Consider the following 11443-nt stretch of genomic DNA (forward strand, 5'->3'; position numbering starts at 1 on the left):
ATGTTCATCGAGGCGCAGGACACGGTTTGGGCCGATGTCCTGCGCGAACTTGAACAGGGGCAGAAAACCAGCCACTGGATGTGGTTCGTGTTTCCGCAACTGGCCGAGCTAGGCCAATCCCATATGGCACAGCTCTACGGCATTGAAGATCTGGACGAGGCGACACGCTATCTGAACCACCCGGAACTGCGCGACCGGCTTAGGCAGGCGGCCTCGCTGATGTTGCTGCACGCAGGACGCGATGCCAGCGACATTCTGGGCGGGATTGACGCGAAAAAGCTGCGATCTTCGATGACATTGTTTTCGTCTGTGGCAGATGCTCCGCCCGAGTTTCGTGCTGTTCTGGACGCCTTCTATGGCGGTAAGCCTTGTGACCGGACGGTTCAGATCCTCGGCGCATCGTGATCAGAAGTTCCAGTTGGGTCAGCCTTGCCTGTTCGGCACCTGACGCATTACGCATTCGGAAACCGTGAAAGGATCCCGAATGCTTCAGGACATCGCCGATGGAATTCAAAAAGGGCTGAACGGCAAAAGCTTTGACGGTTCGCTCAAATTCGATTGCGGCGCGGACGGTGTGATTGTTCTGGCGGACAATCAGGCATCGACGCAGGACCGGGACACGGATTGCACAATCCGCATCTCGCAGGAAAACCTGACCAAGCTGCTGACCGGAAAGCTGAACCCCGTGACCGGCGTTGCTTTGGGCAAGCTCAAGATCTCGGGCAATATGGGTGTTGCGATGAAGCTGGGGCAACTGCTGGGCTGAATTTGCCGCAAAGCTGGCCTTTGGTCCGAGTCCAGCCGGACTGGCGGTTCCACCCGCGGTGTATCGCAGTTCCGCATCGGGATACCTGTCGCGCATGATCTGTTGCAAATGAGCGGAGGTTTCGCCCACCCATCAAATGAGCCGTATACAGGTGATCGCAGACGATAAACTCGTCTCACCAGCGCGTGACATTGCATGACAGGCAATTGCAAGGCGGTCGAACCCGCGTCAATCTCATCTTAAAAGGAGACCTGACATGATGCGGACTGCTTATTTCGAAACCGTCAGACCAGCCCTTCTGTTTACACTGATTGCATTGGCTGCCCTGTTGCGCGCGCTGCCTGCCCCGGCTGCAGGAACCGAAACGCTGACGGTGGCCGGAGGGTGTTTCTGGTGCGTGGAATCCGATTTCGAATCCGTGCCCGGCGTTATCGATGCGGTGTCGGGGTACACCGGCGGGACATCTGCGGACCCGACATATGATCAGGTTTCAAAAGGGGGGACCGGCCATTACGAGGCGGTTCAGATCACGTTCGATCCGGCGCGGGTTTCTCGCGCATCGTTGCTGAGCATGTTTTTCCGGTCGGTTGACCCGACAGACGCCGGTGGCCAGTTCTGCGACCGGGGCGAAAGCTATCGAACTGCGATATTCGTCTCTAACACAGGAGAAAAGGCGCTGGCGGAACAAGCCAAAACAGACGCGCAGCAAGCGCTGGGGCAGACCATTGTCACCCCGGTTCTGAGCGCAGGACCCTTTTACCCCGCCGAGGCGTATCATCAGAATTATTACAAAGGCAACAAACTGGTCCTTACCCGCTTTGGACCAAAGCGTCAGCACAACGCCTACAAAGCGTATCGCAAAGCCTGTGGTCGTGACGCGCGCGTCAAGCAGCTTTGGGGCGGGGAAGCGCCATTTGCAGGGTCCTAGTCAAAGGATGCGTCACGCACTTCTTTCAGATCGGGAATGACATCCGCCGTTCCGTGCCGCATGACCATCAGAGCTGCGGCGCGGTTTGCCTGCAATATGGCCTGTTCCATTGGCATTCCGCGATCCATGCCTGCCAGCACATAGCCGGTGAAGGTGTCGCCTGCCCCTGTGGTATCCACCGCCCGCACCTTATGCGCGGGAAACTCGACCGGATCGTTGCCCTGCTGCAAGTACCTCGCGCCTTTTGAGCCGAGGGTAACGATGACATGCCGAACAGGCAGATCGGCGATGCTCAGACCGGTTTCCTGACGCAGTTGCTCGGCCTCCACCTCATTCAGGATCAGAAAATCCAGAAAAGGCAGAACGCCCTGAACGGCCTGTGCCTGAAACGGGGCTGCGGCATAACAGACGGTCAAGCCAAGCTTGCGCCCCAGCTGCGCCGCTTCGACCTGGGCATTGGTTTCATTCTGCAAGATCAGCAGATCACCGGTGTTTGCCGAGGCCAGCGCCTGCCCCAGATGGGCGGGTTCCAATGCGTGATTGGCGCCGGGATACAGGATAATCAGGTTTTCACCCTCGGCATCCACCGCAATGATGGCGTGGCCCGTGGGAACATCCACCTCAGAGATATGGCGTGTATCCACACCATATTCTGTTAGTCGATCCTTGGCCCAGCGCCCATCGGGCCCCACGGCACCTATATGGCTGACGCGTGATCCCGCACGCGCAGCGGCCACCGACATGTTGGCCCCCTTGCCGCCCAGAAACCGATCCAGCCTACGGGCGGCCAGGGTTTCCCCCGGCGCAGGCAGATGCGGCAGGTCATAGACCATATCCGCGTTGATCGAGCCGAGATTCCAGATCGTCATGATTTATCCGATGTCGCAAGAGGCCAGAATGGCCATATTCAGAATATCGTTCGCGGTCGAGACGGTCGAGCAGATCTGGATCGGCTTGTCGATGCCTGACAGGATCGGGCCAATCACGGTGGCTCCACCCATTTCCTGCATCAGCTTGGTCGAGATTGATGCCGAATGCCGGGCCGGAACGATCAGGATATTCGCCGGACCGGTCAGGCGCGAGAACGGATAGGCCGTTTGCTGTTCGACGTTCAGGGCAACGTCCACCGTCATTTCACCCTCGTATTCAAAGTCAACGCCGCGCCGATCCAGCACAGCCGGGGCCCGGTGCATCTTTTCAGCACGTTCTGACACCGGATAGCCAAAAGTTGAGAAGCTGACAAAAGCCACGCGGGGCTCCAACCCCATATGCCGGGCAACTGCGGCCGAACGTTCGGCAATATTCGCCAGATCGTTTTCGTCAGGCCATTCATGCACCAGTGTGTCGCCAATCAGGACAATCCGGCCTTTATGCAGCAAAGCTGTCACACCGGCGGCACCATTGGCGGCATCGGCATCAAACACATGGTTGATCCGGTCGAGCACATGCGCAGACTTGCGGGTTGCGCCGGTGACCAGACCGTCACCATGCCCATGGGCCAGCATCAGCGACGAAAACACATGCCGGTCCCGTGCGGCCAGACGGTGAATATCTTTGCGGTCAAATCCCTTACGCTGCAAGCGCTGATACAGGAAGTTCGAATAGGTTTCGAGATGCGTGGTATTGGCGGCATTCACGACCTCAATTTCGCGTACAGCGTCGCCCAGGCCCGTGGCTTCCAGTTTGGCCTTAACATCGTCTGGCCGACCCACCACAAGCGCCTTGCCGAAACCTGACCGCTGATACATGACCGCTGCGCGCAATACCCGGGGATCGTCGCCCTCGGCGAAAATCATGCGGCTTTGCGCCTGACGCGCACGGGCGTTCAGACCGCGCAGGATGCTGGCGGTCGGGTCCATCCGGGATTTCAGACTCAGCTCATACGCGTCCATGTCGATGATCGGACGGCGCGCGGCACCGGTGTCCATCCCCGCCCTTGCAACGGCCGGCGGGATACGGTGGATCAAACGCGGGTCGAACGGAGTAGGGATGATATAGTCACGCCCAAAGGTCAGCGACTTGCCATAGGCCATTGCGACCTCATCCGGCACATCCTCGCGCGCCAGATTGGCAAGTGCGTGGGCACAGGCGATCTTCATCTCATCATTGATGGCGCGGGCATGAATGTCCAACGCGCCTCGGAACAGGTAGGGGAAGCCCAAAACGTTATTCACCTGGTTTGGATAATCGCTGCGCCCGGTGGCAACGATCGCATCCACGCGAACCTCGTGCGCTTCTTCCGGAGTAATCTCGGGGTCGGGGTTGGCCATCGCAAAGATGACAGGATTGTCGGCCATGCTGGCAACCATATCCTGCGTGACCGCGCCTTTCACCGAAACACCCAGGAACACATCCGCCCCCTTCATCGCGTCTTCCAATGTGCGCAAGTCGGTTGTGATCGCGTGGGCCGATTTCCACTGGTTCATGCCCTCTGTCCGGCCCTGATAGATCACGCCCTTGGTATCGCAGACAATGCAGTTTTCATGCCGCGCGCCCATTGCCTTGAGCAGTTCGATACAGGCAATCCCCGCGGCACCTGCGCCATTCAGAACGATTTTCACGTCCTCGATCTTCTTGCCCGAGATATGCAGCGCGTTCAGCAGGCCCGCCGCACAGATCACGGCCGTGCCGTGCTGGTCATCGTGAAAGACGGGGATGTCCATCTCTTCCTTCAGTCGCTGTTCGATGATGAAACACTCGGGCGCCTTGATGTCTTCCAGATTGATGCCGCCAAAGGTTGGCCCCATCAGACGCACTGCACGGCAGAATTCATCCGGGTCTTCGGTGTCCAGCTCGATATCGATCGAGTTCACATCGGCGAACCGTTTGAACAGGACTGATTTGCCTTCCATCACCGGTTTCGAGCCCAGCGCGCCGAGGTTACCAAGGCCCAACACCGCCGTCCCGTTCGAGATTACGGCCACCAGGTTGCCCTTGTTGGTATAATCATAGGCCGTTTCCGGGTTTTCCGCGATAGCCTCGCAGGGAACGGCCACACCCGGGCTGTAGGCCAGCGACAGATCTCGCTGCGTTGTCATGGGGACGGTGGCCTGCACCTCCCACTTGCCGGGGGTGGGGTCCAGGTGAAAGGCCAATGCCTCTTCTTTGGTGATCTTCGCTTTGGGCATCTTAAATGTCGTTTCCATGACTTCAGGGCTGACGCCTCATAGCGCAGGAGAACGCCCGCCTCAACGAGAATGAGTTTTCGGCTTTTACAGAAGATGCGGGATTTGTAAGGTCGCGCCCGGAATACGCCAAAAGGGGGCCGCTTTTGTCCACAGTCACGCCAATGATGGCGCAATACCTCGAAATCAAAGAGGCCCACCCGGATGCCCTGCTGTTTTATCGCATGGGTGATTTCTATGAGATGTTTTTCGAGGATGCCGTCAACGCTGCCGAGGCGCTGGATATCGCGCTGACCAAGCGCGGCAAGCACAATGACGAAGACATCCCGATGTGCGGCGTGCCGGTGCATTCAGCCGAAGGGTACCTTCTGACCCTGATCCGCAAGGGCTTTCGCGTTGCGGTCTGCGAACAGTTGGAAAGCCCGGCTGAAGCAAAGAAAAGAGGCTCTAAATCGGTCGTAAAACGTGATGTCGTGCGACTCGTCACGCCCGGAACACTGACCGAGGATGCGTTGCTTGAGGCGCGCCGACACAACTTTCTGGCTGCCTATGCCGAGGTCCGGGACGAGGCCGCGCTTGCCTGGGCGGATATATCAACGGGCGCGTTTCACGTGATGCCCCTGACCTCGGTCCGGCTCAGCCCCGAGCTTGCCCGGCTTGCGCCCTCCGAACTGATCGTGGCCGATGGAACGCAGGAAAAGCTGAACGAAACGCTGCTTGATCTGGGGATTTCACTGACGCCGGTCGGGCGCGCCAGTTTCGACAGCACGGCGGCGGAAAAGCGCATCTGCGGGCTGTTTCACGTGGGTGCCTTGGACGCGTTCGGCAATTTCGGCCGCGCCGAAGTGTCCGCGATGGGTGCGCTGATCGACTATCTGGAGATTACGCAAAAGGGCAAACTGCCCCTGCTGCAAACGCCGCTGAAAGAAACTGAGGATCGAGTCGTTCAGATCGACGCTGCAACGCGTCGAAACCTTGAGCTGACCCGTTCCCTGTCTGGCGGGCGCGCAGGATCGCTTCTTTCTGTCGTTGACCGGACTGTTACCCCCGGCGGCGCGCGATTGCTGGAACAGCGGCTTTCAAGCCCTTCTCGAAATCTGGATGTGATCCATGCCCGGTTTGACGCAGTCAGTTTCGCCGCTGGTGACAGCTTGATCGCGTCTGATCTGCGCGAAGCCTTGCGCAAAACCCCGGATCTGGACCGCGCCCTGTCGCGTTTGTCACTCGAGCGCGGCGGACCTCGTGACCTGACAGCCATACGCAACGGGCTGACACAGGCGGCCACGATTGCCGAAATCTGCACCGATCAGGATTTGCCTGTGTTGCTGGCGACCGCGCTTCAGAACCTTGTTGGTTTCGATGACTTGCTGACTTTGCTGGACGAAGCGCTGGTGGCCGAACCCCCGCTTCTGACCCGCGACGGAGGCTTTATCGCGCCAGGTTTTGATACTGAACTGGACGAGGCCCGCACCCTGCGCGACGAAGGCCGGTCCGTCATCGCCGGGTTTCAACGAAAATACGTCGAACACACCGGCATCACCTCGCTGAAAATCAAGCACAACAACGTGCTGGGCTATTTCATCGAAACCACGGCCACCCATGCCGAAAAGATGCTGAACCCTCCCTTTAGCGAAGCCTATATTCATCGCCAGACGACAGCCAACCAGGTGCGGTTTACAACCGTCGAACTGTCCGAGATCGAAACTCGTATCCTGAACGCCGGAAATCTGGCGCTGGAGATTGAAAAGCGGCTCTATCAAAGGCTTTCTGGCGCGATACTGGACCTCGCTGCCCGATTGAATCAGGCCGCCCGCGGGCTTGCCGAACTGGACTTGACGACCGCCTTGGCTGATCTTGCGCGGGGTGAAAACTGGTGCCGTCCAAAGGTTGACGGCTCTCGCGCATTCAATGTGCAGGGTGGTCGCCATCCGGTTGTGGAACACGCCCTCCGGCAGCAAAGTGGCGGTGCATTCATTTCCAATGATTGCGATCTGAGTGTCCAAGACGGTGCGGCTATATGGTTACTGACGGGTCCGAACATGGCCGGTAAATCAACCTTTCTGCGCCAGAACGCCCTGATCGCACTGCTTGCCCAAATGGGCAGCTATGTCCCGGCCGAAGAGGCGCATATCGGCGTCATCAGTCAGCTGTTCAGCCGCGTAGGAGCCTCGGACGATCTGGCGCGGGGGAGGTCGACGTTCATGGTCGAAATGGTGGAAACCGCCGCCATCCTGAATCAGGCCGATGACCGTGCATTGGTGATCCTGGACGAAATCGGCCGTGGTACCGCCACCTATGATGGCCTCTCGATTGCCTGGGCCACATTGGAACACCTGCACGCGGCCAACAAATGTCGCGCATTGTTTGCCACGCATTATCATGAGCTTACGGCTTTGGCCGGTAAACTCGAAGGTGTCGATAACGCCACCGTAGCGGTCAAAGAGTGGGATGGCGAAGTCATCTTCCTGCACGAGGTTCACAAGGGCGCGGCTGACCGGTCTTATGGGGTGCAGGTTGCGCAACTAGCCGGTTTACCCGCTTCTGTTGTCGAACGTGCCCGGATGGTTCTGGACCAGCTTGAAAAAACCGAACGCGAAGGCGGCAAACAAAAAGCGCTGATTGATGACCTGCCGCTGTTCTCAGCAGCCGCGCCGCCACCCCCGCCCGCACCGAAAACTTCGCCAGTGACCAAGATATTGGAGGGTGTCCTGCCCGACGAACTGACCCCGCGCGAAGCGCTGGATCTGATCTACAAACTGAAAGAGGCGGCCAGATCCTGACCGCCCTTCATCTTTTCAAAAATACTCTCGCCGAAGGCTTGGCTTTGAAAAGCCAATCAGCTTGCTGGCGTTGAAGAGACCCCGACTTGAGCCGGACGCAACAGGCGGTCGTGCAGCATGAAACCCTCGGCAGACACCTGAATGATGTCCCCTGCCCGCGTGCCCGGCACCGGGGCCTCGAACATTGCTTCGTGCACATTCGGATCAAACCGGTCGCCAACCTGGGGCGTAATCACTTCGATCCCGTGTTTCTGGAACACATCCTTCAGGGCACGCATGGTCAGTTCGACGCCCTCCAGCAGCCCGGCGGCGACCTCTTTCTGCTCGTCAGTCGCGGCCTCAAGTGCGCGCTTCATGTTGTCGTAAACGGGCAGCATATCACGGGCCAGCTTGGAACCGCCATACTGCTCGGCATCGCGGCGCGCCTTGTCGCCACGTTTGCGTGCGTTCTCGGCATCGGCAAGCGCGCGCATGAATTTGTCTTTATACTCATCCCGCTCGGCGCGCAGCTCGTCCAGCTCGAGCGCCTCGTCACTGATCTCAGCAAACTCCTCGGCCAGCTCTTCCGCTTCTGCCGCCATGATATCGTCCAGAAAATCTTCGTTCTTGGGCTCTGCCATCTCTTACCCTCTAGCTCCGGTCGGATATCAGCTTGCCGACCAGTTGCGCCGTATAATCCACGATCGGCACGATCCGTCCATAATTCAGACGCGTGGGCCCGATGACCCCGACCGCACCGATTATCTTTCGATCAGCGTTCATATATGGAGACACCACCAAAGAGGAACCCGAAAGTGAGAAAAGTTTGTTCTCAGACCCAATAAAAATGCGCACACCCTCGCCGCTTTCCGTCAATTCAAGGAAATCCGCGATGTCGCGCTTGCGTTCCAGATCATCAAACAGGCTGCGAATACGCTCCAGCTCTCCGGCCTGGCCGGGTTCGTTCAACAGATTCGCCCGTCCCCGCACGATCAGACGGGCCGAGTCGGCTCCGTCTCCGTCCCAAGCGGCCAGCCCGCTTTCGACCAGCTCGCGCGCCAATACATCGATTTCCTGCTTGCGCGCCTGAATCTGTTTCTGCATCTGACGGCGTACTTCGCTAAGCGTGCGCCCCTCGATCAGCGCATTCAGAAAATTCGCGGCCTCGCGCATCGAACTGGGCGTCTGGCCGGGTGGTGGTGTGAACAGACGATTTTCGACATGGCCGTCCGAAAAGACCAGAACCACCAAAGCCTTGTCATGCCCCAAGGAAACAAACTCGATATGCTTGATTTCTGCTTCATGCTTTGGTGTCAGGACCAGCGACGCACCTTGCGTCAGGTGTGACAAAGCTGACCCGACCCGATCCAGCATTCCGCCAACATCGCCCGCGTTAGAGCCTAATGTTTCTTCCAGTTTTTGCTTGTCGTCGACGCCCAGATCGCCAACCTCAAGTAAACCGTCCACGAACATACGCAGTCCTTGCTGCGTCGGTACCCGACCCGCGCTGATATGCGGGCTGTCCAGAAGACCCAGAAACTCCAGGTCCTGCATCACATTGCGCACGGTTGCGGCACTGACCTTTTCCGACAGGCTGCGCGTCAGGGTTCGGCTTCCGACCGGCTCTCCGCTTTCCAGATAACTTTCGACGATCAACCGGAACACCTCGCGCGACCGGTCATTCATCTCGTCCAAAATTTTGCTCGCTTCGCTCATGCGTCTTCCCCTGCTGGTTCGTCATTAAATAGCAGGCAAATGAAAGGTCAATCGGGGTTGCATCGTAACGCTGCGGGGCGGTATCCCCAACCCAGCAAACAAAGGATTTCCCATGCGACCCTCTGGAAGAGACTTAAGTGAAATGCGCGCCGTTTCAATCGAAACGGGGTTCACCAAACATGCCGAAGGTTCCTGCCTGATCAAGATGGGCGATACCCATGTGCTATGCACCGCCACGATCGAAGATCGCGTACCCCCTTTCATCAAGGGTTCGGGGCTTGGCTGGGTCACCGCCGAATACGGTATGCTGCCCCGCGCAACCAACACCCGGATGCGGCGTGAAGCGGCCTCGGGCAAGCAAGGTGGCCGTACGGTGGAAATTCAGCGCCTGATCGGTCGCGCCCTGCGGGCCGGCGTCGACCGGGTTGCACTTGGCGAACGTCAGATCACGGTTGATTGCGATGTGATCCAGGCCGATGGCGGCACCCGCTGTGCCTCGATCACCGGCGGCTGGGTTGCTCTGCGATTGGCCGTCAACAAACTGATGAAGGCAGGTGACGTGATTTCAGATCCGCTGGTTGATCCGGTCGCCGCCGTGTCCTGCGGTATCTATGCGGGCCAGCCTGTTCTGGATCTCGACTATCCCGAAGACAGCGAGGCCGGTGTCGACGGCAACTTTATCATGACCGGGTCAGGCAAACTGATCGAGGTCCAGATGAGCGCCGAAGGTTCTGTATTCAGCCGCGCCCAGATGGATCAGCTGGTGGATCTGGCGGAAAAAGGCGTTGCCGAGCTGGCCGCAGCCCAGAAAGCCGCCACCGCATGACCCGTAAGTTTGACAGCGACAGGCTTCTGGTCGCGACCCACAACAAAGGCAAGCTTGAGGAGATGGCGCATCTCCTCGAACCTTTTGGCGTGACGGTTGTGGGTGCGGCGGACATGGACCTGCCTGAACCGGAAGAGACCGAGGACACCTTTGTCGGCAACGCCCGGATCAAGGCCCACGCCGCCGCAAAGGCCACCGGGCTGCCCGCCCTGTCAGACGATTCTGGAATCACCATCGACGCGCTGGACGGCGCGCCGGGTGTTTATACCGCTGATTGGGCCGAAACCGGCAACGGTCGCGACTTCCTGATGGCGATGACCCGCGCCCATAATGAGCTTGAGGCAAAGAATGCCCCCCACCCCCGCACCGCGCAATTCCGCAGCACACTGGTGCTGGCCTGGCCTGATGGGCACGATGAAGTGTTTGAAGGTGTTGCCCCTGGTCATCTGGTCTGGCCCATCCGCGGCGAAGGTGGATTCGGCTATGATCCGATGTTTGTTCCCGAAGGATACGACATTACCTTTGCCGAGATGGATCGCTGGGAAAAGAACAAGATCAGCCATCGCGGACGCGCGGTTGAGAAGTTCGTGAAAGGCTGCTTTGGCGGATGATTGGCGCAACGGGGGCTTTGGCCTTTACGTGCATTGGCCTTTTTGCGAGGCCAAGTGCCCCTATTGCGACTTCAACAGCCATGTTTCCAGAAACATTGATCAAAAACAATGGCTTGACGCCTATCTGAGCGAATTGCGGCGCTCAGCCGCCGAAACCCCGGATCGGGTGCTGAACACGATTTTTTTCGGCGGTGGAACCCCGTCTCTGATGGACCCGGAAACCGTTGCCGCAGTGACCAGTGAGGCCCGTGCGCTCTGGCACCCCTCCAACACCATGGAAATCACGCTGGAGGCAAATCCCGGATCAGTCGAGGCCGGGCGGTTCGCGGCCTATCGTGATGCAGGCGTCAACCGGATATCGATGGGCGTGCAGGCGCTCAACGACGAAGACCTGCGCCGCTTGGGGCGAATTCACACTTTGGCCGAGGCCCGCGCTGCTTTTGACATCGCCCGTGATTGTTTTGAACGGGTGAGCTTTGACCTGATCTATGCCAGGCAACACCAAACGTTGGACGCTTGGCGGGCCGAGTTGAACGAAGCGCTGTCCATGGCCGTGGATCACCTGTCGCTGTATCAGCTGACAATCGAAGAAGGCACGGCTTTTGGCGATCGTTATGCTGTCGGAAAGCTGCGCGGCTTGCCCGAAGATGACAGTGCGGCCGACATGTACCTTGCAACACAAGAGATTTGCGAGAAACACGGCCTGCCCGCC

11 protein-coding genes are annotated in these 11443 nt (G+C 58.7%); 7 read left to right on the forward strand and 4 right to left on the reverse strand.

The genetic code is table 11. The features are described from left to right. The 3 genes from AC2FLZ_RS15780 to msrA all read left to right on the forward strand — a co-directional run bounded on the left by AC2FLZ_RS15780 (position 1) and on the right by msrA (position 1694). Complete coding sequence (locus AC2FLZ_RS15780) at positions 1 to 405, forward strand: DUF1810 domain-containing protein (protein ID WP_480518265.1); 405 nt, start codon at positions 1 to 3, stop codon at positions 403 to 405. 79 nt (positions 406 to 484) lie between these two features. Continuing rightward, a complete protein-coding gene (locus tag AC2FLZ_RS15785) occupies positions 485 to 766 on the forward strand; it encodes an SCP2 sterol-binding domain-containing protein (RefSeq protein WP_496882393.1) in 282 nt (93 codons plus the stop codon). A 256-nt stretch (positions 767 to 1022) separates the two neighbouring features. Then, on the forward strand, positions 1023 to 1694 hold the full coding sequence (gene msrA / locus AC2FLZ_RS15790; protein WP_480474382.1) for a peptide-methionine (S)-S-oxide reductase MsrA: 672 nt from the start codon (positions 1023 to 1025) through the stop codon (positions 1692 to 1694). Here the strand turns inward: msrA and AC2FLZ_RS15795 are convergent. Next, the gene (locus tag AC2FLZ_RS15795) at positions 1691 to 2563 is read right to left on the reverse strand and encodes a ribokinase (RefSeq protein WP_480518221.1); all 873 of its coding nucleotides are present in this window, start codon (positions 2561 to 2563) and stop codon (positions 1691 to 1693) included. The two genes, msrA and AC2FLZ_RS15795, sit on opposite strands and share 4 nt — an antisense overlap. Before the next feature lie 3 nt (positions 2564 to 2566). Further along, positions 2567 to 4822, reverse strand: a complete 2256-nt coding sequence (locus AC2FLZ_RS15800; RefSeq protein WP_480494020.1) for an NADP-dependent malic enzyme — start codon at positions 4820 to 4822, stop codon at positions 2567 to 2569. A gap of 161 nt (positions 4823 to 4983) precedes the next feature. Between AC2FLZ_RS15800 and mutS the strand changes: the two genes are divergently transcribed. Then, a complete protein-coding gene (gene mutS / locus AC2FLZ_RS15805) occupies positions 4984 to 7599 on the forward strand; it encodes a DNA mismatch repair protein MutS (protein ID WP_480624891.1) in 2616 nt (871 codons plus the stop codon). Between the two features lie 56 nt (positions 7600 to 7655). On the opposite strand, the gene AC2FLZ_RS15810 is transcribed toward mutS, so the two are convergent. Both AC2FLZ_RS15810 and hrcA read right to left on the reverse strand, forming a co-directional pair. Further along, positions 7656 to 8219, reverse strand: coding sequence for a nucleotide exchange factor GrpE (locus AC2FLZ_RS15810; protein ID WP_480494021.1), 564 nt, complete (start codon positions 8217 to 8219; stop codon positions 7656 to 7658). 10 nt (positions 8220 to 8229) lie between these two features. After that, positions 8230 to 9294, reverse strand: a complete 1065-nt coding sequence (gene hrcA, locus AC2FLZ_RS15815) for a heat-inducible transcriptional repressor HrcA (RefSeq protein ID WP_480494022.1) — start codon at positions 9292 to 9294, stop codon at positions 8230 to 8232. A gap of 112 nt (positions 9295 to 9406) precedes the next feature. Here hrcA and rph point away from each other — a divergent pair, with 112 nt between their 5' ends. The 3 genes from rph to hemW all read left to right on the forward strand — a co-directional run. After that, positions 9407 to 10120, forward strand: coding sequence for a ribonuclease PH (gene rph, locus AC2FLZ_RS15820; RefSeq protein ID WP_267363729.1), 714 nt, complete (start codon positions 9407 to 9409; stop codon positions 10118 to 10120). Next, entirely contained in the window at positions 10117 to 10731 is a 615-nt protein-coding gene (gene rdgB, locus AC2FLZ_RS15825; RefSeq protein WP_480606637.1) for an RdgB/HAM1 family non-canonical purine NTP pyrophosphatase, read from the forward strand. Before rph ends, rdgB begins: the two co-directional genes overlap by 4 nt. Further along, on the forward strand, positions 10721 to 11443 hold a 723-nt coding region (gene hemW / locus AC2FLZ_RS15830; protein ID WP_496882394.1), incomplete at its 3' end, for a radical SAM family heme chaperone HemW. The genes rdgB and hemW, both read left to right, overlap by 11 nt.

The organism is Ruegeria sp. YKSF131 (genome assembly GCF_059612645.1).

What these genes read in the sequence shown, in the direction of transcription:
- AC2FLZ_RS15780 (WP_480518265.1), top strand. Translation starts at nt 1, where the DNA reads ATGTTCATCGAGGCGCAGGACACGGTTTGGGCCGATGTCCTGCGCGAA.
- AC2FLZ_RS15785 (WP_496882393.1), top strand. Translation starts at nt 485, where the DNA reads ATGCTTCAGGACATCGCCGATGGAATTCAAAAAGGGCTGAACGGCAAA.
- msrA (WP_480474382.1), top strand. Translation starts at nt 1,023, where the DNA reads ATGATGCGGACTGCTTATTTCGAAACCGTCAGACCAGCCCTTCTGTTT.
- AC2FLZ_RS15795 (WP_480518221.1), bottom strand. Translation starts at nt 2,563, where the DNA reads ATGACGATCTGGAATCTCGGCTCGATCAACGCGGATATGGTCTATGAC.
- AC2FLZ_RS15800 (WP_480494020.1), bottom strand. Translation starts at nt 4,822, where the DNA reads ATGCCCAAAGCGAAGATCACCAAAGAAGAGGCATTGGCCTTTCACCTG.
- mutS (WP_480624891.1), top strand. Translation starts at nt 4,984, where the DNA reads ATGATGGCGCAATACCTCGAAATCAAAGAGGCCCACCCGGATGCCCTG.
- AC2FLZ_RS15810 (WP_480494021.1), bottom strand. Translation starts at nt 8,219, where the DNA reads ATGGCAGAGCCCAAGAACGAAGATTTTCTGGACGATATCATGGCGGCA.
- hrcA (WP_480494022.1), bottom strand. Translation starts at nt 9,294, where the DNA reads ATGAGCGAAGCGAGCAAAATTTTGGACGAGATGAATGACCGGTCGCGC.
- rph (WP_267363729.1), top strand. Translation starts at nt 9,407, where the DNA reads ATGCGACCCTCTGGAAGAGACTTAAGTGAAATGCGCGCCGTTTCAATC.
- rdgB (WP_480606637.1), top strand. Translation starts at nt 10,117, where the DNA reads ATGACCCGTAAGTTTGACAGCGACAGGCTTCTGGTCGCGACCCACAAC.